Genomic DNA, 24,091 nt, shown 5'->3' with positions numbered 1-24,091 from the left:
CCATTTTGTAGGGGTATGGTCTATCTATGCCCCGGTTAAATCTTAGTATGAAAGAACCGGTTATGAAAATAATTTCCCAATATAATATACTTTCCATTCTTTTGGTTTCTTTTAGGCTTAAATGTCTATTGCTTTTAGGGGCTATGCTAATGCTTAGTTCAGGAATTAATGGGCAGATAATTGCTATAGAGGCTTCAGATCCTGATGCTTCTGAGGCAGGATTGAATAATGGACAATTTAGAGTTTTCAACAGTGAGGCGATAGGGTCAGATATTACAGTACTATACTCAGTTTCAGGGTCCGCGACAGGTACTGGAAATACGGATTATTTGGCCTTGTCGGGTTCAATAACATTGCCAGGAGGCACTGGGTTACCAAATGAGGCAGTAATAAACGTAACATCAATTGTAGATGACCTTTTTATAGAGGGTGATGAAACTGTTGTTGTAACTTTGGATAATACAGATTTTGGCGCAATTGGTACGCAAGATGAAGCTACCGTAACGATACAGGATAACGATGCATCCGTTCAATTTTCAACTGCCAACAGTTCGGCTCAGGAAGATGTAGGGAATAATTTGCCAACGTTAATAGTGAATGGAAGAGTGGAAAGTGGTTCTTCGGGCATCGTATTGACCCTAGGTGGTACGGCAACTATAGCGGATTATTCTTTACCAAGCACTACGGTGAATATTCCACCTGGATTGTATAATAATACTGCTGTTTCTACGGGCCTTTCAATAATTTCAGATGCCATAGTAGAGACCGACGAAACAATTATTTTAGGTTTTGGTGGACAAAATGGTGATATTGTTGCAACGAATAGCCCTACGTCATCAACCTATACCATTATAAATGATGATATTGTTGCCGTATCCTTTTCTTCGGCAGCCGGATCTGGTCCGGAGAACACTGGGGACAACCTTCCGACTCTTTTTGTGACGGGCACAGTTACAGCCACCACTAACGTAACGGTGACCAATTCTGGCACTGGTACGGCGACCAGTGGGGTAGATTTTACTTTCGCAAGTCCCCAGGTAGTTGCCATCCCGGTAGGCGTTTATGATGGTACGGCGGCAACGGAAATTCCTATACCTTCCCTTGCCATAACGAACGATTCAAGCGTGGAGCCAAACGAAACAATCGTGCTAGGTCTTAGCGGCGCTACAGGGGACGCATCCCTTGGAGCCATAACCTCCACAACTTATACAATACTGAACGACGACAACGATGTGATGTCGATAGGTGGTGGTGTGACCCTTTCAGAGGGGAACACCGGCGCAACAGCCTTTAATTTTACGGCGAGCCGGACAGGGTCTACCGCGGCAGCCGCGACGACTACCTTTACGGTGACGAGCACTGGTGCGAACCCCGCTAACGCTGCGGACTTTGGGGGCTCGTTCCCTACTGGGACGGCGACCTTTGCGATCGGTTCCTCCACGGCGGCGATAGCGATAAACGTAAGTGGTGACACTACGGTTGAGCCCAACGAGACTTTTGCGGTAACGCTGAGCGGACCCAGTGCTGGCTATACCATAGGTACGGCGACGGCGCTGGGGACGATAACCAACGACGACAGTGATGATATGTCCATGGGGGGCAATGTGACGCAATCCGAGGGGAATGCTGGCAGCACGACCTTTAATTTTACGGCTAACCGTACGGGGTCGACAGCGGCCGCGGCCACGGCTACATTTACGGTGACGGGCAGCGGAGCTGACCCTGCCAACGGTGCTGATTTCGTTGGAGGTACGTTTCCCAGTGGTACGGCAAACTTTGCGATAGGTTCCTCCACGGCGACAATTACAATAAATGTCAACGGTGACACCACGGTGGAGCCTAACGAGACTTTTTCGGTAACGCTCAGCGCTCCGACAGCGGGTTATGCTGTTGGAACGGCGACGGCGTTGGGGACGATAACCAACGACGACAACGATGTAATGTCGATGGGCGGTGGGGTAACCCTTTCAGAAGGGAACAGCGGCACAACAGCATTTAATTTTACGGCGAGCCGAACTGGGTCTACCGCGGCCTCGGCCACGGCGTCCTTCACAGTGACGGGTAGCGGAGCAGACCCTGCAAACGGTACGGATTTCGTAGGAGGTACGCTTCCCGGCGGTACGGCGAACTTTGCAATCGGTTCCTCCACGGCGGCTATAACGATAAATGTGAGCGGTGACACTGCGGTGGAGCCCAACGAGACTTTTACGGTAACGCTCAGCGGTCCGAGTCCGGGCTATACTATAGGGGCCCCGGCGACAGCCCAGGGTACGATAACCAATGATGACAGCTATATTGCAAGTATCACTGCTAACGATCCTACTTCCACGGAGGCAGGCACCACCACTGGTCAGTTTACAGTAGATCTTGGGACGATTAACACTACCGGGAGCGCTATCGTGGTGAACTATACGATAGCGACCGGCGGTTCTAATGCGACCAATACTACGGACTATGGCACTTTGAGTGGCAGTGTATCCATAGCAAATAATCAACGTTCAGGGTTAATCACCGTCGCCCCGGTTGACGACGAACTTGTCGAGGGCCCTGAGACGGTGATTTTGACACTGGCCACGGGGACAGGCTACACATTAGCTGTAGCACCGAACAATACAGCGACGGTTACCATTGAGGATAATGACAGCTATATTGCGACCATAACGGCCACTACTCCCGATGCTTCGGAAAGCCCATTGACTGCGGGTTCTTATACAGTAGGTCTAAATACAGCCAATATAACGGGGAATCCAATAGTCGTAAATTATACAGTTGGCGGCACGGCTACACCCGATTCGGATTATATAGCACCTTCGGGCACAGTTTCTATACCCAATGCCCAAGAAAGTAGTACTATTACGGTAACTCCCATTAATGATACCGAAGTAGAAGCTGCTGAGTCGGTAAATGTGACCTTGAGATCTGGTACGGGATATAACGTAGGTTCCCCCAACAACGCCACCGTTTCTATAACCAGTGAGGATAGGGCTGGAGTGTCCATTGATGATGTGTTGGTAAATGAAGGTGATGGAAGTGCTTCCTTTACCGTTACATTAAATAGAGCAGTCCTTTTTGGAACTAATGTTACTTATTCAACAGCCAATAATACGGCCACGGCCGGGTCAGATTATGTTAGCAAATCAGGCTCCGTTTCATTTTTAGGTTTTAATGGAGAAACAAAAACTATTGTAATTGATATTTTGGAGGATACTGTGTCAGAGGGCACAGAAACCTTTTTTGTAAATCTGAACAATGCCACAGGTTTTGCACAAATTGGAAAGGCCCAAGGTATTGGAACCATCGCCGATAATGACAATTGTATAGAGGCCCCTTTAATAAATACAACGCCTACAATATTTTGTGAAGATTTTAAACAGGATTTGGATGCATATACTGATACTGTCATTCCTTCAGGTTTTGAATTAATTTGGAGTAGTAGCAGTGATTTTTCTATTACAGGAGCTAGATTAGGAAGTAGTGAGGTAGATTTTGCAGCTACTTTTTATGGATTTTTGTTCAATTCGGGATCAGGCTGTGTCAGTCCTCCATTAGAAGTAACTTTGGTGCGTAATGAACCTCCTGAAATATTAAGTACCACACCAACCACCATTTGTGGCCCAGGCACGGCCACCATTAGTGCAACGGTATCCGCTGGAGGTAGCTTGTTTTGGTACAGTTCAACGTCGGATAGTCTGCCACTTGGTGAAGGTAGCACTTTCACTACACCAAATAACACGGCCACTACAATTTACTATGTAGAAGCGTCGGCCAATCAGTGTGTTTCGGAACGGATTGGGGTTACCGTTACTATGGCAGACCCTGTTTTGCCCGGTACAACCACTGATGATGCTGCATGTAGCATAACAGGAGGTGGGCCCACGACTTTGGATTTGGATACTACTAGGACCGGAGGTACTTCTGGGGAATGGACTATAGTGGGCACCCCTCCAGGGACTGTCACTATTGGGTCGGATAACGTTGTTGATTTTGAAGGGGCTGCAGATGGTGAATATATTTTTAGATTTACTACTAATACGGCTGTTTCCCCTTGTGTAAATGAAAGCGTTGATGTTACCATTGCTGTAACTACTTGTACTGTAGATAGCGATGGGGACGGTATTATTAATAGGGATGAAAATGCTTTGGGCCTTGACCCTAATAATCGGGATACGGATGCTGATGGCATTGACGATGGAGTAGAAGTGGGACCGGATATAAGTAATCCGATAGACACGGATGATGATGGTATAATAGACGCATTGGATTCCAATATCTTGGATTCGGACAATGACGGTATTGTGGATCAATTGGATCCAGCGAACAATAACCCTTGTATCCCTAATATCTCAGATGCCTGCCAGATCGATCTTGGTATTGAGAAGGTGGTTGATTTAGAAAGTGTATTAGTAGAACGAGAGGTTACTTTTACGGTTACCTTGACCAATTTAAGTCAAATCATGGTCTCCAATGTTGCGGTTAACGATCTTGTAAGCCCTGCACTTGGTTTTGAGTATATTAGTAGTACGGTTACTAGCGGGACATACAATGAAATTGCTGGAGTATGGCAATTGGATGAGATTTTGGCGGATGAGGTGAATACATTAACCATTACGGCTAGAGTACCTGAAATCGGCACTTACCAGAATGTTGCCGCCATTGTGGACTCTTTTCCGGAAGATTCCAATGCTACCAATAATACGGCCACAGCAACCGTAACGGTGACCCCTCGTTCCACGTCCGAATGCGGATTCCTCTTTAATCAGATATCACCAAACGGAGACGGATTTAACGACGCAGTATATATTAACTGCATTGAAGATTATCCCAATAATACCCTGGAAATCTATGACCGTTACGGTAATGAGGTTTTTAAAGCCAGTAGTTATGATAATACTTGGATGGGAACGGGTAAGAATGGCGATTTGCCAAAAGGAACCTACTTTTATATATTGGATCTTGGCGATGGTACGGAAGTGCGAAAAGGTTGGATCCAAATCATAAGATAAAAAAGACTATGAATTTTAGAATATACAGGATAGGGTATAGAAATCCAATATTGTTTTGTAGCTTACTGTTATTTTCCATTACTGTGCTTTTCGGACAGAAGGAACCACAGTATACCCAATATATGTACAATATTGGCAGTTTTAATCCAGCGTATGTGGGTACCGTGGAGACTCCAGATATTTCGGGTCTGTACCGTGTTCAATGGTCAGGTATTCCAGGAGCGCCAAAAACCTTACGGTTTGGGGTAAATCTGCCTTTGGCCAATGAAAAAAATGGTTTGGGTTTTAATGTGGTCAGTGATCAGTTGGGGCCAACTTCCCAAACCTATATAGATTTTGCTTATTCATTTCAGGTAAAACTTTCAGACGATACCAAGTTGTCTTTTGGTGTAGATGCAGGTGGCTCATTACTTGATGTGGATTATACCAAAGGCGATTTTGAAAATCCAAATGAACCGTTGCTCAATAATGCCGATACCTTTAATAAATTTTATCCCACTATAGGAGCAGGTATGTTTATGTACCAAGAAAATTGGTATGTGGGCTTATCCGTACCCAATTTTTTAACTTCAGGGATATATGCTGATGAAGTAGCCAATATAATAGAAGATAAGGTACAGTTTAATTTTATCGGGGGCTATGTTTTTGACCTTTCTGAAGGCCTAAAGTTTAAACCTGCCTTTTTAATGAACTATTTAAATGGTGCACCTTTAAACTTGAATCTTTCTACCAATTTTTTGATTAGTGACTTGGTAACTTTGGGGGCTTCTTATAGATTGGACAATGCCATAAGTGGTTTGGCAGGACTTCAAATTTCCAATAGTCTATTTATGGGGTATTCCTATGATTATAATACCAATGGTTTAGGGGAATATAGTCAAGGTTCACATGAGGTAATATTAAAGTTTTATTTAGGAAAAGCAGGGAATAAAATTAAAAAGGAAAATAATCGATATCAAAAAGGGAATCCTAAACAAATAGATTCCCCAAGGTTTTTCTAAAATATATATGAACATGAGGTTTAATGTAATAGTTATATTTTTTATCATCTTATCGTCCTTAGGTTTTTCTCAGCAAAAAAAATCCAAAGGGGATGTGCTATTTTTTGAGTATTCCTATAGTCAGGCTATTGTTGAATATCAGAAGGAATTAAGGGAGGGTCAACTTACGAATAAACAGTATTTAAACTTGGCGGATTCCTATATGAAAGTCAGCAACTATAAAAAGGCCACTGAAATTTATTTGGATATTTATCAGAAAGACACTACTATGTCTACCTATCATTTTAATAAAATGTTACAGTCGTTATCCAGAACTTCTGAAATTGAAAAGGTGAGGGCGTATCTCGCTACCAAAAAGGATGATCTTTCCATTGAATTGCTCGAAAATGCAGATTTTAATTATGAGTTGATCGCATCGAATAGCAATGACGATTTGAAATATAGGATATTTAATGTAAATGGAAATAGTCCCCAAGCAGACTTTTCCCCAACCTTTTATAAGGATAAGCTATTATTTTCAAGTAGTAGGCCAGATGGGTCTAAAAAGATATATGGGCCCTCTGGGGAATCGTATTTAAATGTTTATGAGTCCAAGATCGATCAGCAGGGCGAAGTGAAAAGTCCACAGGTTTTTAAAGGTATATCCGAAAGTAAATTTCATCGCGCTACACCTTATTATTCGGAGGAGCTCGGTTATATATTCTATGTTCTTTCCAATTCTGATGGAGAGGATTTACAATTTAGTGAAAATGGGAAAAATGCCTTGGCAATAGGGCGGAGCAATGGTAAGGGGTCGTTCGAGTTTATATTAAGAGATCCGGATACCTCGTTCTATTATCCGTTTTATGAAGCCGCTACTGGAAGATTGTTTTTTGCCGCTAATTTTCACGATAGTTTTGGGGGTACCGATATCTATTTCGTGTACACCAACAATGGATTAATTATGTCCGCCCCCATAAATTTGGGGCCGAGAATTAATACACCTGGTAATGAAATAGCTCCTTATATATTTGAAAATAGCCTATATTTTTCGTCCGATATTTTTTATGGGCTAGGAGGAATGGATATTTACAGATCGAACATACAGGCAGATAACAGTTTTAGTATTCCTGTAAACTTAGGGGAGGGGATTAATTCGCCTAAAGATGACTTTGGCTTCATTATAAAAAATAATGGTTCTAATGGCTTGTTGGGCTATTTTTCGTCCAATAGGGAAGGTGGTAGAGGTAACGATGATCTATATGGTTTTAATGTTTCTGAAAAACCTGGCCTAAAAACCTTGGCCCTAAAAGGAAAAGTGGTTGACCTTACTTCCAATAATGGTGTGTCCAAAGTTCAAGTAAGGCTCATTGATCAGGAAGGAAAGATTGTTAAGGAGGTGTTTACGAATGAGAATGGTGATTATAATATTGAGATTCCATTCCAAAATACCATTACTATTGAGGCAACTAAAGAAAAATACTCCATATTTTCGGTGACTTATAATGACAATCAACTCGATAAAATCCAGGAAACGGCTTTTAATATGGGGATTAAATCTCTTGAAGATTTGGTTGAGGATCAAGAGGGACAGACGGTCGTAAAATTAAAAAAGTTCTACTTTGATAGGGGTCAAAGCAAGATTACGCTTGAAATAGCACAAGAACTGGACAAGGTGGTTGATGTTATGAGCAGATTTCCACAGTTGCAACTAAGAATAGAATCACATACTGATAGTAGAGGGGGTGCGAGTTCTAATTTTATACTTTCACAAAAAAGATCGGATGCCATTAAAAAATACCTCTTGCAGCAAGGGGTGTCAGCGTCGAGTATTCTCTACACTGTTGGTTATGGTGAGGATAAACTTCTGAATGGATGTAAGAATGGCGTTTTTTGTCTTGACATGCTACACAATAAAAATGAAAGATCCTTGATTGTTGTGCTTAATTATAATTTATTATTTTAAAATTCTTATCCTCTTTAAGGAATTGGAAATAGTAATTTTTATTTAGTTAAGACACATGTACTGCAATCTTTTATTTGGCCATAGTAGGTTTCCCTATATTTATGGAGCGTACTAAAGGGTATACCTAAAACAGCTTTTTTTATGTAGGTTACCCGCGTATTTAGAATCCCCATTTTGGAATTATAACGTTTTTCAATTATGGTATTCCTTTTAATTCGAATCAATTTCATAAATCTATCTTTATCATATGTACCTTGGAAGGATAGCAATAATATAATTCAATTCCAAATTATGGGTGTTAAGTCTTTATTTATGGCGAGGTAGTAAGTCAGGTGTGAGTGGCAAGGCTGAGGACACTTTTAAGAATATATATATTTCAGAATAAAACCATCCAACAATAGTAAATGGAAAAAAGAGCAAGGAAGAGAATTCCAACGTATGTCAATATTTGCAAGTTTTTAGAGGGCCTGTATATTTCGGGAATTTCATGGCTCATTACATTCTTTAGATTCATATACCCTATGATTGGCGCTACCACAAATGAAACAAAAGTGGCCAATGCCACCAGCAAGCCCATGTTGGCTGAAAAGCTAAGAATGACCGTATAATTGATAATTGCAAGGAGTATTATCGCAATGGTAAAACTCTGTTTTTTAACGTTCTTTTTTTTGGGGTAGAGCAATGTTATAATATCAACACTTACACGGGCAATGGCATCATGGGCAGTGATGCAAGTGCTGAACATGGTGGAGAATGCGGCAATGCCTATCAAAATATAAGCCCAGGAGCCAATATTGGCGGTAAATAATTGGACTAATTGATCTGCAAAAATTACAGCACTGTTGCTCAGTTCCGTATTGGTGCCATAGAGGGTAAGCCAACCAATGGTCATAAAGAAAATTGCAAGGATTCCTGTGGTGAAATAGCCAAATTTAAACTCTTGCAAGGCCTCCTTTAAAGAAGGTTTGCGACTGGAGTTTTTAAGTTTTTCAATACTCCAAAGACTTATCCAACTAGAGGCTTCGACGGTGGTTGGCATCCACCCCATTAATCCGATTAAAAAAAGGATTCCTACTTCATTAAAAATATTGGGCGCTTTAAAGTTTTCTATTTCCGTAACCTGTCCATTGGCAATTACCAAAATTGAAGTTGCTAAAAGGGCTAGGAATAATAGGGATACTACATATTTTAATGAGGTTTCCAGAAATTTATAACGGCCGACAATAAGTATCGCACATATCACTATAAAAAGGCCTCCCGCCACAACATTTACGGGTGTATTGGATAGTTGAAGGAGGTTGATAAGCAATCCCGAAGTAACTACATATAATGCGGCTAGAATGGTAAAGGTGCTGAATAAGGTAATAACGGCATAAAAAATTAAATACCCTTTGCCACGATTAAGATAACCCTCTATGAGGGTTTTATTGGTGATATTGGTATATCGTATTCCGAATTCGAAAAAAGGATATTTGAGTACGTTGGCCAATATAATGGGAATTACCATAAGCCACCCATATTGCGCACCTGCCTTGGTGGATAATACTAAATGGGAAGTTCCTATGGCCGTACTGGCAAAAAGCAGGCCGGGACCAAGGTTCCTAATCAGAGTCCTAATAGAGGTCATTGTGGACATTTCAGGGGCAAATATAGCTAAGATTACTTGATTTTAATTTTCTCCACATAAAATTTGGGCTGTGTATTTAGGGCTAGAGCAATAAATACCTTTAAAGTGCAAAGTACTCTCTAATCTGTACTTTCAAGCCATTTTTCAACGAAATATTATCGGCATTAAATCCAATTGCGTGTAATCCTTTTTCTTCAGCTAGATAAATAGCCCGTTCATTGTGGAATTTTTGAGAAATCATGGTTGCACTGTCCAATCCGAAAATCGTCTTGGCCCGAACCATGGAATCCAAAGTTCGAAAACCCGCGTAATCCAAAAAAATTTTTTCCTGTGGAATGCCTCCTTTAATAAGGTCTTTTTTAAATACCGTAGGTTCGTTGTAATATAGGGAACTGTTGTCGCCACTGATCAATACAAAGTCAATTTCCCCTGCTTTGTACAATTCAGTGGTCGCTTTAATTCTATTGGTGTAATATGGGTTGGAACCACCGCCTACAAGTCGGTTGGAGGTGCCTGAAACTAGGCCTACCTTATTTTTGCGAATTTCCTTTACGTTCCAAAGGTCTTATTTTCAGTAGCTTTTTGAATTATATAATCGCAGGTGATTAAAGCTAAGTAAATACCAAATATCCTCAGTAGGAATGCGAGGCCAATTTTCTTTATCATACTTCACTGGAATGAGATATCCAAAATGCCCAAAAGATAACCCCCGACCTTATCAAGTCGGGGGTGTAAATAATATCTTAAAACTTAATTATTTAGTTGGCGTTTGCGCCTATGTTGCCTTGGGTGATGACAATTTCCATGTGATCTTCATTTTGATGAATCTTAATGTGACCATCAAATTTTAGAAGTTGTTCGTAGGTAATCGGTGTTCCATCGTCCAAAGTAGTGATAACTGTGCTACTGGATTCGCAATCACAATCTATGGGAGCCAACGTAATGGCCACCTCTCCACCAGTTTCTGCGTTGTTGAAATAAATGAATGCAGGATGGATGTCGGTGGAAGAACCGTTTATCTCCAATAGAACCGTAGTTGATCCATCTTCATTCTTTTTAAAAGTAACCTTCCCAGAAATTTTGGAATTGGAAACAGAGCTCAATGTGTACACTTTAACACTTGTGGAGGATTTAGAGGAATCATCATCTTTGCTACATCCAGAAATAATTAAAGAAATCGACACTAGAAATAAGTATACATATTTTTTCATTTTACGGAGGATTTATTATTTATTAGTTAAAGGTTCGGAAATTATTTCATCAGTATTTTACAAAAACTTTTATCGGTATAAAAATCCGATAAAAGGACATTATAATCTACTATTTTTTATATATGTAAATATAAGTCGGGTGCCAATCTGTTTTTAACTTAAACAATTAAAAAATTAGTTCAATATATTATTAGGTAAATTAAGTGGTACAATTCGCAGTTTTTACTGGAATCATTAGTGTAGAAAGTTCGAAATTAGTATACTTTTCCTAAAGAATTATTAATATTCTATACATAGCTAGGTATAAGACAGATTCTAAGAGTGGTAAGGACTATTACGACTTCTTGGGCATACTATCTATCCCTCTAGGCTCCTTTTTCCTTAATAGATAATAAGGCCTGTTACCTTATTTCTTGCAGTCGGTAAATTAGTTGGTTCAATACAGTTTTCAACAGAATCAAAAACGCCGACTAAGTCCGAAACTCCTATGTTATTATGTCCTTTAAGAATAATGAATTTTCTTATATCTGGTGACGTCCAATAAAGCTTTTAATAGTAGTAGGGACTATTATGACTTTTTTGACTTCTTATCCCTCTTGGCCGCTTTTTTTTCTTTAGCAGATAATACGGGTTCCTTTTTTACATTCTTCTTTGCGTCTTGACTCTTTGCCATTGCGTTTGTTTTTATCAAAGATACTGAAAATACGTACAGATTTTAACTTCTATTCAATATTTGGGCAATAGCTAGAACTAAATAAGTTTTGGATTTTTAAGTACTAGTGCTCAGTTCTATTTCCCGTAGTTGTAAAATAGTTGACAATAAAAGGCTATTGTTGTCTCGCCACTCGTTTTTCCGTCATAAGTTTTGCGATTACCTTTTCCAATTTCTTTGGTTTGGCGGCATATTTCTCCAAATCAACAATTTCCACCTTCCTGAAATCAACAGGGTGACTTTCGCTTTGTAATGAAATACTTCCACTTTTTAATAGTTCTCCCTCAACAGCTCCATTAATAGGGTCTAATTGTGGTTTTGTATAGCGCATAACCTCCTCGCCGTTTACGTAATGAACAATTAAGGAATCCTTTAAGACAAGAACTTCTACCCGTGTCCATTGGTCCCCATGATAAGTTTTGGATGTAGAATTGGTACAATGCTGTTTTATTGTTTTGCCATCTTTTTCATATTGGGTTCCAGGAGTGCAGAGATTTGCCGTAGAACGTTTATCCTTGCCATTTCCTCCCAAAAGCTGCACCTCAATCGAATTTGGGAAATCTTGGTCTATGGTCATAGTCGCCGGATCCTGACCGTGAATCATAATTCCACTATTTCTATAGGCCCAACCTGGTCCTTCGTTAACTTGATCTCCAACAAATCGGTATTCAACACCAATTAAATAGGATGAAAATGGCTCTTTGTAAAAAAGATGTCCAAATTGCTCGTCAAATTTGGTGTATTGGTCATACCTCACCTGAATATTGCCATTTTTGACTTGAAAAGTATTGTTGAAGTTGTCGTTTAATTCGTGATGCCTAATTTTTATTTGCCAATCATTTAAATCCTTACCATTGAACAATTGTTTCCAATTCACATGTTTTTGGGCCTCGCATACATTGGAAAGTAGGCTTAAACTAAGTATTAAGAAAGCTGTTTTAAGTGTATTATTGAATCTTGCTTGCATAGGAAAAAGTTTAGTTCTAGTGTCCTAAAGTAGTATTTTATTTTAAAAGGGTAACCTGGTTAACCAGGTCATTTATCATTTTATTTGTATGGATGAGCCAATTTCCAAAATGTGGTTCAAATTACCTTGGGTAAGAGGTAAATGAAAAACAATACTACTATATGCTACCTAGTTTTTAGTTTCATATTTGATCAGATTTGCACCAAAGCTGATTAATCCACTGTCATTAAAAAATTCTGTATACCAAATTAATTGCTCATACTGATAAAGACATGGTTTGAATAAAGTTTTTTATCATTATAGTTTACACTTTGTGATCGTTTGGATTGAAAAAAAATAATTTATTTATTTTTTTTATTGAAATCTATTCCTATATTCGAAAAGTTAAAAATTTGTTAACATATAATTTTGGGTTGATTTTTATATGAATTCAATATCCTAGGGCAGCATTTTTTTACAAGTGTGTAAATAGTGTCTTAATTGTTTAAAAATTTGACATTTGATACTACAAGGGTTTCTCCAAGATTTGGAGTTGCAAAATTTAACAGAAATATCTCAACTTTTAGTAAATCAACTAACTTAATTTATTTATTATGATGAAAAATCGCTTACAAAAATTGATGCCAAAAGCTACGGGCTTCCTGCTGCCTGTTATGCTGTTTTCTATGGGCATACCACCAACATTTGCGCATGCAGGATTAAATGAACCACTTTCTTTTAGTGAAACAATACAATCGATTGTACAAGGTACGGTCATCGATGAGGATGGTATTCCACTACCTGGAACCAGTGTGGTGGTAAAAGGAACAACCACGGGTGCCGTTACAGATTTTGACGGTAATTACAGTATTGAGGCGCCTTCCCAAGGGGTTTTGGTTTTTAGTTATATAGGTTATAAGACTACTGAAGTGGCCATCGGAGGGAAATCCACCATTAATGCCACTCTTCCTATTGATGCCGGTCAACTTGAGGAAGTTGTTGTAGTAGGTTATGGTACCCAGAAAAGGAAAAACCTGACGGGATCTGTAGGTATTGCCGATGCCGAGCGTCTAGAGAACAGGCCTATTACCTCCGCAGGACAAGGGTTACAGGGTGTGGTTCCCAACCTTAACATCTCGATAAGAAACGGAGATCCCACTCAAGGTGCCGATTTTAATATCCGTGGTTTCGAATCCATTAATGGTGGTAGCCCTCTTATCTTGGTCGATGGAGTGCCTATGGATCTGGAACGTATCAATCCAAACGATATCAAAAGTGTATCTGTACTTAAGGATGCCTCTGCTGCAGCCGTTTACGGTGCAAGGGGTGCTTTTGGTGTGATCTTGGTAGAAACGAAAAAGGGTAGGGTAGGTAAAACCAGTATCAATTTCAGTACACAACAATCCTACGCCAAACCTATTTTTCTTATTGATCCTGTAACCGACCCCTATGATTTGGTCAACTATGTGAATCAGGCTTCCATACGTACAAGTGGACAACCAAGCTTTGATGACGATTATGTGGCTGGAGCAAAGAGGTATTCCGAAAATCCTATACCCGAAAATGAATGGGGTGTAAAAAATGGCAATTTACGTTATTTTGGAAGCAACGATTATAACAATAAGGCTATTGCGGATTTTAGTCCTCAACAGACATATGACTTCAGTATTAGTGGGGCTACGGAGAAAGCATCCTATTATGTGTCTTTTGGTTATCTTAGTAAAGACGGCTATATCAACAATTCTGAAAAAAATGAGAAATTCAAACGCTATAATGTTTTGATGAAGACAGATTATCAGGTGAATGATTGGTTAAATTTCGATTCGAAGATAGTCTATAACAATCAAAATAGTGATAAGCCGCACTTTTACAACTGGGACGTTAACATAAATACCGTGGCCAGGGTAACGGCCATCACACCCTTGAAATTTCCAGATCTGCCCTATTACCAGACTCCTGGTGACCGTGCTACCTATGAGCCATTTATAGGGAAGTATTTCGGTACCTTTTTTCCTTATTTGGAAGATGGCGGACGTGATACCTTTGTTGCCGGTGACATTTGGTTGACCCAGGGGGTTACTCTAGATCCTGCTCCTGGTTTAAAAATCAGAAGTGATTTTTCCTATAATTCCTTTAACAGAAATGATAAAGATGTGGCCAGTAAGATTGAAATCGTTGATACAGATCTAAATGCAGATCCTATGCTTACCAATGGTCTTAGTGGCAATGATTATATTCAAGAAACGAATAACCGCAATGAGTACTATGTTTTTAATGCCTTTGCGGAGTACGAGTTTAACGCAGATCGTTCCGACAAAGATCATTTCTTAAAGGCTATGATCGGCTTTAACCAAGAATGGGGGCACAAGCGTTTTTTCTCTGCTCGCGCACAGACGTTGATAACACCATTGATCAATAATATTAGTGCAACAACGGGCGCTCAGACGACGAATGGAAATGAGTCTGACTTCTCGTTAAGAGGTGGATTTTATCGTTTGAACTATATTTTTAAAGATCGATACTTGTTCGAGGCCAATGGTCGTTACGATGGTACCTCACGTTTCCCAACGGACGACAGATTTGGTTTCTTCCCCTCTTTTTCTGCGGGATGGAATGTGTCCGAAGAGCCTTTTATGGATAGTGCAGAGGGCTGGATGGATCAATTTAAGATACGTGGTTCATGGGGTTCATTAGGGAACCAGTCGGTGGAAGAAAATTATGGGAACTACCCTTATATTACCAGTTTGGGGTCTAGTACTTCACCTTTTATCCTAGGGTCGGGAAGAACGCCTTACGTAAGTCCAGGAGGTTTGGTCAGTCCAAGCTTAACATGGGAAACCGTGGTGTCAAAGAACCTTGGCCTCGATTTGGCTTTGTTTAAAAATAAGTTGTCCATTACGGCAGATTATTATACCCGTGATACCAAAGACATGTTAATGTCAGTGGACTATCCAGGGCTTTTGGGTGTAACTGCACCAGCTAGCAATGCGGCCGACTTACGGACCAAAGGATGGGAACTTTCCCTTACATGGCGAGATACCTTCGGCCAACATGGTAGATGGGGCTTGAATCTAGCTTTGTCCGATAGTCAGACTGAAATCACAAAATATGACAACCCATCTGGAGCCTTATCGGAATATTACGTTGGCCAACAGGTTGGTGAAATTTGGGGTTATGAAACTGTAGGAATTTTTCAGACAGATGCAGAGGTGGCAGCCGCACCAGATCAATCCCCAATTGGAAACAATTGGTCGGCCGGTGATATTCAATATGCCGATTTGAACGGCGATGGTAAAATAGATCGTGGTAGTCAGACACTGGATGATCCAGGCGATTATAAGGTGATTGGTAATACTACGGCCCGTTATTCTTTCGGGATCAACCCTGATATAAAGTATAAAAACTGGTCACTAGATCTATTTTTTCAAGGGTTGTTTAGGGATTACCTTCCTAGCAATGGAAACTGGAATGCCTTTTACCCCAGTAACTCCAATCTTGTAGAGAAGTATTACATTACGGAATCATGGAGCCCTGAAAACCCGGATGCCTATTTTGCAGCACCGCTAGTTGGAACCTCCGATAAACGTAATATATTACCACAATCCCGTTACGTGCAGAACGCAGCATACATTCGCCTTAAGAACATTACCTTAAGTTTTAATTTGCCGGATACGCTGCTTGAAAACCTTGGTATGAGCAAAGCTCAATTATACCTTGCTGGACAGAACCTTTGGGAATCTACCAAAATGCATAAACCTCTTGATCCTGAATCCGTCTTTACAGTGACCCAAGAGTATTATTTACAGCGAATCTTTACATTTGGAGTTAATGTGTCGTTTTAATCATAAGAAAATATATACTATGAAAACTAATAGAATTAAAAATATAATGTGGTTTGCGGCGACACTTCTTTTGTTCGGTTGCAACGATGACTTTTTGGAAAGGGTACCACTTGATAGTGTAAGTGATGCTACTTTCTGGGCTACTGAAAGTGACCTACAGGTCTATAATAATAATTTTTATGACCTTGCCCGAAACGATGATAATGTGCCAATTATGATGGGGCATTTTGATGGATTTAATAGCCATCGATTTGGAATATGGTATTTGGACGAGGCTTCGGACAATATCACGGCGCAACATAGTAGGCACAATAGGTATAGATCATTACGGGCTGGTATCCATGTAACGCCCGATGGACCGGAGTGGTATGGTTATAAGGGGTGGAACTTTGTGCGCTCTTTGAACATTGGGTTGAAAAATTACGACCTGGCAAATGTTTCCGAGGAAATTAAAAATAAATATAGGGCGGAAGCACGTCTTTTTAGAGGTTGGTTTTATGCTGATAAGGTTTCTAAATTTGGTGATATCACGTGGATAGATGAAGAACTTTCTACGGAATCTGAAGAATTATTCAGTGCCAGGACCCCGCGAAATGAAGTAATGGCAAATGTTTTGGCAGATTTGAATTTTGCTACACAAAACCTGCCGGAGGCTTGGGGTGATGGTGGCAATCATGGCCGATTGAACCGTTGGGCCGCCTTATTGATCAAATCAAGAGTTTGTCTTTTCGAAGGTACATGGCAAAAATACCATGGTGGTAGCAACAGTGAAATGTGGCTTACCGAAGCAGCCAATGCGGCTAAGGAGCTTATAGAAAATGGCCCATATTCCCTTTATAGTACTGGAGATCCTGAACACGATTACAACGCATATCACCGTCAATTGGACCTCGATGGAAATCCTGAGGTTATTTTATGGAGGAAATACGATCCAGGACAGTATACCAATCACGTAATGTCCTATTGGAGAGGTTATAATGGTGGTGCAACCAAAAGTATGGTCGAAGATTACCTGTGTACGGATGGTCTGCCCATTACCCTTTCAGGTGAGTATGCCGGGGATGCACAGATTGAGGATGTTTTTGAAAACAGGGATCCAAGGTTAAGACAAACCATATTGCACCCGGATGACCGGGCGTTCTATAACTTTGGCAATAGTGGAGACTTTGCTTATCCTCGTGTTACCGGTATGGTAGGAGGTGAAAAAAGTGCTACTGGATATCAGATTATAAAAGTTTATGATGTTGCGGCAGCTTATAGATCATACAATACCTCATGGACTCCTGCAATTACCTTGCGTTTAGGTGAGGCCTTGCTGAACTATGCAGAAGCGGTAGCCGAGTTGGGAACCATGACTCAACAAGATTTGGATATGACCATCAATGCTCTTCGGGATAGAGTAGCCATGCCGCATCTAGATATTAACAATGTACCGGTTGACCCACGCTATACCGGTGATGGAATTTCACCATTGATTGCCGAGATCAGACGGGAGCGCCGGGTTGAGTTATTTATGGAAGGATTCCGTTATGACGACCTCAGACGTTGGAAACAAGGAGCCAAATTACAGAAGAAAGATTTGGGCTTATTGTGGGATGCTGCGGCTGAAGCCCGATATGCAGGGGCAACGGTTAAAACGGCGGTTGATTCTGATTCAGGAAAGACCTATATAGATCCTTATGGTGGTTCGGATTGGGCCAATCCCCAGTTTGATGAGAACAAACATTATTTGTGGCCTATTCCACTATCGGAAATTTCTCAAAACCCCGACCTAGGGCAAAACCCAGGGTGGTAACAGAAGTTATATTTAATAAGACAAAGCCATCCAAAGTAGATGGCTTTGTTTTTTAATTACCTGAACGATTTTATTAATTCTTAAACCAATTCCAAATGCCATACAAAAAAGTCCAACGGTTTTTATTTTCTGTACCACTAATATGCTTGTTAACAGTCCAGATTACATGGGCCCAAGAGGAGGCTAATAGTAATCTGCCAAAGCTTCAAAACCCTATAAGTGTACATTACCTTCAAAAAAAGCTAAAAAAGGCAGGGCCAAAATTGGTCTTAAACCCTAAAATTGAAAAAAACCTAATAAAGAAGCTGAAAACAGATCCAGTTGTCCGGAATTTGTACAAGGCCATACAAGCCAACGCCGTTGAAATTCAAAAAGAGCCGTTGTTGATAAGGGAGTTGGAAGGCAGACGTTTGCTTCATGTGTCACGGGAAATGTTGTATCGTATCAATATTTTGGGGATGGTGTATCGTATTGAAAAAGATCCGGTTATTCTTGCGCGTATCGATGAGGAACTAAAAGCCGTGTGTAATTTTTCGGACTGGAACCCATCACATTACCTCGATGTAGCAGAAATGTCGATGGCCGTTGCATTCGGTATTGATTGGGCAGGTGAGGCATTGCCTTCAAGTACCGTTGAACTGGCCAAAGTTTCACTTATCGAGAAAGGTATCAAACCTAGTTACAATGAAAAAGGCAATACAGGCTGGGTAGGAGGCAACAATAATTGGAATCAAGTATGTCATGGCGGTATGATAGCCGCTGCTATAGTTACAGCCGATAAAGATCCGGAATTGGCGGCCAGGACCATCAGTAGGGCTTTGGATAGTATTCCTCAAGCTCTTGTTTCCTATGGTCCCGATGGTATTTATCCAGAAGGCTCAACCTATTGGTCCTATGGTACTTCTTTTACGGTGTTTACTGCTGCTATGTTCGAGAGTGCATTTGATACTGACTTCGGATTGTCCGAATTTCCTGCTTTTTTGGAAAGTGCTAATTTCAGATTGCTTTGCAACGCTCCGTCCGGTTGGTATTATAATTTTGCCGATTGTGGTGATAAACGTAGCGAACAAGGAGATATTACTTTGGCTTGGTTCGCTTCGAAAACAGGCAATAAGGCTTTTTTTGAAGAAGATAGGTTTTTAGCTCCCGCCGAAGGTATGGGAAAATTGGCTAGAAATGCTGGTGCTGGACTGGTGTGGGTTTCTCAATTTAAGGAAAAAGACGACCAAAAAACCCCATTGGCCTGGAAAGGTGATGGAGATAACCCTATAGTAATTTTTAAATCGGTTGCTAACGACCCGCACCAATACTATTTCGGAGGAAAAGGGGGTAGGGGAACAGTAAATCATGGGAATATGGATGGAGGATCTTTCATATTTGAACTTAACGGGGTACGTTGGTCTATAGATGCAGGAAACCAAAATTATCATAATTTGGAAAAGACAGGCTTTGACCTCTGGCATAGGTGCCAGGAGTGCGAGCGCTGGTCGCTTTTAACGAAAAATAATTTTGGTCATAGTACATTGACCGTAAACAATCAACATCATGAAGTAGATGGAATGGCTTTTTTTACTGACTTTAAAGACGGAGATCAACCAGAGGCCACAATAGATCTTAGTGCTGCCTTTGAAGGTCAATTAAAAAGTGCCCAACGTCGCTTTGTTAAAGATAGCCCTACATCCTTGCTTATAGAGGACTCCTTAGTAGCCTCCGATTCAACGCAATTGGTCACTTGGCAAATGCTTACAGTGGCGGATGTAGAGATTGTTAAAGGAGGCGCAATTTTACGTCAAGACGGGAAGCAATTAAAGTTGGAAAATCTATCCCATCCCGAAATAACGGTATCAGTTGTTGCTGTACATCCGGCGCCATTGGAATTGGATAGACAAATAGAGAGCTTAAAACGTATCGAACTGCGACTGCCGGCATACACCCTTAACGACCGTAAAACTATTCTTCGGGTACGTCTTTCAGGGGACTAATAATAACAGCAGGTGTTTCATTCCATATTAGAGGTGAAGGTGATTAGAACCGCGGGTTATCAGTATTATGTAAATAGCTGAAATATCCTTTCAGTCGAATATGATGGCCATTTTGGACAGATGGGATTATTTTTGAAAGGTCTGAAATATGGCTCTAAATGAAGTTGTCCGTTAAGGCCACCCACACCGAGTGTTTAGAAATTGTACGGTTGAGAAAAGCCAAGGTAAAGGAAATCGATAAGGAATACATAAGTGTCGATTTTGTGTTGGACTTGGATGCCGGATAAACGATGCTGGAAAGGCATTTTATAGGAGGGAATTAAAGCAGCGGTGCTTATTATTCCTATATTGAATTGCAAAATTAAAACCATTTAACTGTTTGTTATGAAATCATTTAAATCTACTTTTTTTCTAACTGGCTTATTTATCTTTTTCGTTCACAGTGGCGTAATAGGGCAAAAAATAACAGGAGAGCTTAAAAAATGGCATAAGGTAACCTTTAATTTTGAGGGACCCGAGACCTCTGAAACAGCCGTTGACAATCCATTTCTGAATTATCGTTTAAATGTGGTCTTTAAGCACGTAAAAACGGGTAAGACTTATCAAATTCCTGGATACTATGCAGCCGATGGTAATGCCGGTAACACTAGTGCAATTGCGGGAAATAGTTGGAAAGTTCATTTTGCCCCAGATGAAATTGGGGAGTGGACCTATAAAGTAGATTTTAAGAGAGGGAAATGGGCTGCTGTCCGGACCTCGGAAAAGCTATCAAGCGGTGAATATATGGATGGGGCAACTGGAGGCTTCAACATTGCAGAATCCAATAAGTCGGGTCGGGATTTAAGGGGCAAGGGCATATTGCAATACGTAGGGGAGCGCTACCTCAAATTTGCCGAAACAGGGGAGTACTTTCTAAAATGCGGTTCCGATGCTCCGGAAAATTTATTGGCATATGATCAGTTTGATGGTACTTTCCACAGCGATGGCCATAAAGATGATTTGGTTAAAACTTGGGAGGCACATCGCCAGGACTGGAGAGAAGGAGACCCTACTTGGAAGGATGGAAAGGGAAAGGAGCTTGTTGGTGCTATCAATTATTTGGCCTCTAAAGGGATGAATGCATTTTCATTTCTTACCATGAATATTGCAGGTGATGATCAAAACGTCTTCCCATATGTTGATTATGACACCTACGATCGTTTTGATACCTCTAAATTAGATCAATGGGAAGTACTTTTTGAGCATGCCGATAAACTCGGAATGTTTTTGCATTTTAAAACCTTGGAGCACGAAAACCAGGGGCTACTCGACAATGGAGGGACAGGTCTATATACCAAATTGTACTTTCGAGAACTAATTGCCCGCTTCGGGCATCATTTGGCACTTAACTGGAATTTGGCAGAGGAAACAGGTGATTGGACCGCTGCGCCTCCCACTTTTCCCGTTGATGTGGCGGAAAGGCTGAGGTTGGCCGAATACCTCTCTTCCATTGATCCTTATAAACATCATATCGTAATTCACAATGGCGATTGGTTTGATGGTCTATATGGTCCCGATTCCAAATTTACAGGAGCTTCCTTGCAGACCAATAAGGAGGATTTTAGTAATGTACACAAATCGGTTTTGCGAATACTCGAGGAATCTAAGAATACCGGGAAAATTTGGGCCGTAGCCTGCGACGAACCTGGGGATGCACAGCACTCTCTAATTACGGATGCGGAGGACCCAAAACACGACGATGCACGGAAAAACGGATTATGGGGAGCTATGATGGCCGGGGCCTGGGGTACGGAGTGGTATTTTGGATACAAACACCCACACTCGGACCTTAGTTGTCAAGACTTCCGTTCACGTGATCTCTTCTGGGACCAAGGCCGATTCTGCTTGGAATTCTTTAAAGACAATGAAGTTCCCGTTTGGGAAATGGAATCCAATGATTCCCTTATTTCAACGCAAGGAGATTATGTTTTGGCCAAACCTGGTCATACCTATGTGGTATTCCTTAAAAATGGAGGTGAATCTACCTTGGACCTAGGTAATTATGAGCTGGAGTATGAAGTACAGTGGTACAACCCTAGAAAGGGTGGCCCGTTAAAACAAGGAAAGATAAAGACCATCTCCGGTAGTGGTTCTCAATCCTTGGGAATGCCTCCAAAAGAAAAAGACCAAGACTGGGTGGTCCTGGTAGTTAAGAAAGCCTAGCCTTGGCCAGTATGTTTGTTCCCTGCTTTTATACTCGAGGCTACAATTGCCTTGCGGCGAGTCCCGTTCGAACATGTTCATAAGAAAAGACCAGTCCTTGCAGGACTACTATTTTTGCTTCCTGCATTTTTACCCAAATAAATTTGGCAAAAATGAAGGCACAAAAAAACCAAAGCTTTCACTTTGGTCTTTCTTCATTTGTACTCGAGGCGGGAACTGAAACTACTCTATAGGGGTTACATGTGAATATTCTATTTACGATAAGTAAGACATATAATATCAATAAATACAATGGTTTAAGGCAATTTTCAAAAATGTAATATACTTTAAAATTATTGATAATAATAGTAAAATGGTTGGCAAATGGTTGGCATGAATTGTTTTAATGCTTATATTTAAACGTTCAAATATTCTAAACCATGGCAACTATAAAACTTCAATTATTGGGCAAAGCAGAAAACGCCCCTATTTATTTAAGACTTTCGATAAATAGAAATTTATCCCCTCGTACCAAAACGGGACTTTATATAAACCCTAAAGATTGGAGCGATAAAACTGGATTACCAAAACAAACAACCAGTGCAAACAAAAATCTTTCTGCTGAATTGCAGAACTTAAAAACTTACATCTTTGAAAAGTTTAATGTGGCGAGTATTGAAGGGGCTACAATTAATATAGAATGGTTAAAGCATAATATCGATGTGTTCTTTAAACGTAAGAATGAGGATAGCACAAGCGAGTATTTAACCGATGCGATACAAAGTATTATTGATGAGGTTTCCACTAGGAAAAACGCAAAGGGTGGTATTGGGTTATCCAAAAGCAGAAAAAATGCCTATATATCTTTAAAAAATGTATTAACGGAGTATCAAAAAGGGAAGAGATATAAAGTAAAGGATGTTAATGTAAAATTTGGGAAGGATTTTTTAAATTACTTACTTCATACCAAGAAATACCAAAAGAGTACAGCGCTAAAAAAATTGGCAGATATAAAAACAGTTTGCAGTGATGCGGAATTAAGCGGTATAGAAACTAACATACAATACAAGAAAATTGAAAGTAGTAAAACCAATAATGAAAATATAATCTATTTAAGCCCCTCTGAACTTCTAAAGATAAAAGAGGCCGAATTAGATAACGAAGCGCATAAGAACGCCCGTAAATGGCTTTTATTGGGCTGTAACTTGGGGCAAAGGGGGGGTGATTTGCTAAAACTAAATGAAAATAACTTTGTAACTCGTAACGGATATGAGGTAATTGAACTGAAACAACAGAAGACTGGTAAAAATGTAACTATACCTGTACTTGATACTACCAAAGAAATAATTAAAAGTGGATTGCCATATAAGATTTCAATACAAAAGTTTAATGAATATATCAAAGTGATATGCCAAAAAGCAGAATTAAATGAAATGATAAAAGGAAGTAAAATTGAAGTTACGGAAAAAGGCAAAGGGAATAAACAAAAGCGTAAAATTGATGGGGTTTACCCTAAGTGGCAATTAATGGCTTCACACGTTTGCAGACGTTCTTTTGCATCCAATCTTTACGGAACACTACCTACACCTTTAATTATGCAAATAACGGCACATAGTTCCGAACGGTTACTATTAAACTATATAGGTAAAAATACATTGGACTATGCCCAACAGATTGCAGATTTCTACACTTTGCAAGCAATAAAGGAGAAGAAAGAGCCAAAATTATTTGTTGTAAAAAACATCTCAACAAATTAACTAACTAAAATTATATTTGTAGAATTTAGGTATCGTCCTGTATAATGCAGGGGGGTAGAATTTTTACTAAATTCAATGCTTGAATTAAA

At 40.2% G+C, this 24,091-nt stretch carries 14 protein-coding genes; 9 read left to right on the top strand and 5 right to left on the bottom strand.

The genetic code is table 11. The annotated features are described in order from the left end of the window. Window positions 1-47 precede the first annotated feature (47 nt). Genes H4O18_RS04205 through H4O18_RS04195 form a run of 3 tightly spaced genes read left to right on the top strand, consistent with a single transcriptional unit; the run spans window position 48 to window position 7,949 of the window. Window positions 48-5,003, top strand: coding sequence for a Calx-beta domain-containing protein (locus H4O18_RS04205; RefSeq protein ID WP_187581853.1), 4,956 nt, complete (start codon window positions 48-50; stop codon window positions 5,001-5,003). Window positions 5,004-5,011: 8 nt separating this feature from the next. Beyond that, a complete protein-coding gene (locus tag H4O18_RS04200; protein ID WP_187581852.1) occupies window positions 5,012-6,004 on the top strand; it encodes a PorP/SprF family type IX secretion system membrane protein in 993 nt (330 codons plus the stop codon). A 13-nt stretch (window positions 6,005-6,017) separates the two neighbouring features. Beyond that, window positions 6,018-7,949, top strand: coding sequence for an OmpA family protein (locus tag H4O18_RS04195; RefSeq protein ID WP_187581851.1), 1,932 nt, complete (start codon window positions 6,018-6,020; stop codon window positions 7,947-7,949). Between the two features lie 38 nt (window positions 7,950-7,987). Here H4O18_RS04195 and H4O18_RS22085 read toward each other — a convergent pair whose 3' ends face one another. From H4O18_RS22085 to H4O18_RS04175, 5 genes are all read right to left on the bottom strand, one after another. Then, entirely contained in the window at window positions 7,988-8,179 is a 192-nt protein-coding gene (locus H4O18_RS22085; protein WP_246473974.1) for a hypothetical protein, read from the bottom strand. Window positions 8,180-8,325: 146 nt separating this feature from the next. Further along, on the bottom strand, window positions 8,326-9,585 hold the full coding sequence (locus tag H4O18_RS04190; RefSeq protein ID WP_343065408.1) for an NRAMP family divalent metal transporter: 1,260 nt from the start codon (window positions 9,583-9,585) through the stop codon (window positions 8,326-8,328). Between the two features lie 91 nt (window positions 9,586-9,676). Next, window positions 9,677-10,018: a SanA/YdcF family protein gene (locus H4O18_RS22080; RefSeq protein ID WP_246473972.1), complete on the bottom strand. Its 342-nt coding sequence runs from the start codon at window positions 10,016-10,018 to the stop codon at window positions 9,677-9,679. A gap of 316 nt (window positions 10,019-10,334) precedes the next feature. Further along, window positions 10,335-10,787, bottom strand: a complete 453-nt coding sequence (locus tag H4O18_RS04180) for a hypothetical protein (RefSeq protein ID WP_187581849.1) — start codon at window positions 10,785-10,787, stop codon at window positions 10,335-10,337. An 827-nt stretch (window positions 10,788-11,614) separates the two neighbouring features. Then, a complete protein-coding gene (locus H4O18_RS04175; RefSeq protein WP_187581848.1) occupies window positions 11,615-12,466 on the bottom strand; it encodes a 3-keto-disaccharide hydrolase in 852 nt (283 codons plus the stop codon). A gap of 593 nt (window positions 12,467-13,059) precedes the next feature. Here H4O18_RS04175 and H4O18_RS04170 point away from each other — a divergent pair. The 6 genes from H4O18_RS04170 to H4O18_RS04150 all read left to right on the top strand — a co-directional run bounded on the left by H4O18_RS04170 (window position 13,060) and on the right by H4O18_RS04150 (window position 24,002). Next, window positions 13,060-16,287 (top strand): SusC/RagA family TonB-linked outer membrane protein, encoded by a 3,228-nt coding sequence (locus H4O18_RS04170; RefSeq protein ID WP_222942329.1) that lies wholly within the window; start codon window positions 13,060-13,062, stop codon window positions 16,285-16,287. A 19-nt stretch (window positions 16,288-16,306) separates the two neighbouring features. Continuing rightward, entirely contained in the window at window positions 16,307-18,082 is a 1,776-nt protein-coding gene (locus H4O18_RS04165; protein ID WP_187581847.1) for a RagB/SusD family nutrient uptake outer membrane protein, read from the top strand. Window positions 18,083-18,177: 95 nt separating this feature from the next. Further along, window positions 18,178-20,064 carry a heparinase II/III domain-containing protein gene (locus H4O18_RS04160; protein WP_187581846.1) on the top strand — a complete coding sequence of 629 codons (1,887 nt, stop codon included), beginning with the start codon at window positions 18,178-18,180 and terminating at the stop codon, window positions 20,062-20,064. Between the two features lie 158 nt (window positions 20,065-20,222). Further along, window positions 20,223-20,351 carry a hypothetical protein gene (locus tag H4O18_RS22345; RefSeq protein WP_281387240.1) on the top strand — a complete coding sequence of 43 codons (129 nt, stop codon included), beginning with the start codon at window positions 20,223-20,225 and terminating at the stop codon, window positions 20,349-20,351. Between the two features lie 97 nt (window positions 20,352-20,448). Then, complete coding sequence (locus H4O18_RS04155) at window positions 20,449-22,266, top strand: DUF5060 domain-containing protein (protein ID WP_187581845.1); 1,818 nt, start codon at window positions 20,449-20,451, stop codon at window positions 22,264-22,266. 419 nt (window positions 22,267-22,685) lie between these two features. Further along, window positions 22,686-24,002, top strand: a complete 1,317-nt coding sequence (locus tag H4O18_RS04150; protein ID WP_187581844.1) for a tyrosine-type recombinase/integrase — start codon at window positions 22,686-22,688, stop codon at window positions 24,000-24,002. Window positions 24,003-24,091: the final 89 nt, after the last annotated feature.

The organism is Arenibacter arenosicollis (assembly GCF_014397245.1).
Lineage (GTDB): Bacteria > Bacteroidota > Bacteroidia > Flavobacteriales > Flavobacteriaceae > Arenibacter > Arenibacter arenosicollis.
Note: the sequence above shows the minus strand (reverse complement) of the source record. Positions and strands in the feature narration are given on the sequence as shown.

Coding starts and splice junctions, on each gene's coding strand:
- H4O18_RS22345 (WP_281387240.1), top strand. CDS start 20,223: ATGAAGTTGTCCGTTAAGGCCACCCACACCGAGTGTTTAGAAATTGTA.
- H4O18_RS22085 (WP_246473974.1), bottom strand. CDS start 8,179: ATGAAATTGATTCGAATTAAAAGGAATACCATAATTGAAAAACGTTAT.
- H4O18_RS04190 (WP_343065408.1), bottom strand. CDS start 9,585: ATGTCCACAATGACCTCTATTAGGACTCTGATTAGGAACCTTGGTCCC.
- H4O18_RS04195 (WP_187581851.1), top strand. CDS start 6,018: ATGAGGTTTAATGTAATAGTTATATTTTTTATCATCTTATCGTCCTTA.
- H4O18_RS04160 (WP_187581846.1), top strand. CDS start 18,178: ATGCCATACAAAAAAGTCCAACGGTTTTTATTTTCTGTACCACTAATA.
- H4O18_RS04200 (WP_187581852.1), top strand. CDS start 5,012: ATGAATTTTAGAATATACAGGATAGGGTATAGAAATCCAATATTGTTT.
- H4O18_RS04175 (WP_187581848.1), bottom strand. CDS start 12,466: ATGCAAGCAAGATTCAATAATACACTTAAAACAGCTTTCTTAATACTT.
- H4O18_RS04205 (WP_187581853.1), top strand. CDS start 48: ATGAAAGAACCGGTTATGAAAATAATTTCCCAATATAATATACTTTCC.
- H4O18_RS04165 (WP_187581847.1), top strand. CDS start 16,307: ATGAAAACTAATAGAATTAAAAATATAATGTGGTTTGCGGCGACACTT.
- H4O18_RS04170 (WP_222942329.1), top strand. CDS start 13,060: ATGATGAAAAATCGCTTACAAAAATTGATGCCAAAAGCTACGGGCTTC.
- H4O18_RS04150 (WP_187581844.1), top strand. CDS start 22,686: ATGGCAACTATAAAACTTCAATTATTGGGCAAAGCAGAAAACGCCCCT.
- H4O18_RS04180 (WP_187581849.1), bottom strand. CDS start 10,787: ATGAAAAAATATGTATACTTATTTCTAGTGTCGATTTCTTTAATTATT.
- H4O18_RS04155 (WP_187581845.1), top strand. CDS start 20,449: ATGAAATCATTTAAATCTACTTTTTTTCTAACTGGCTTATTTATCTTT.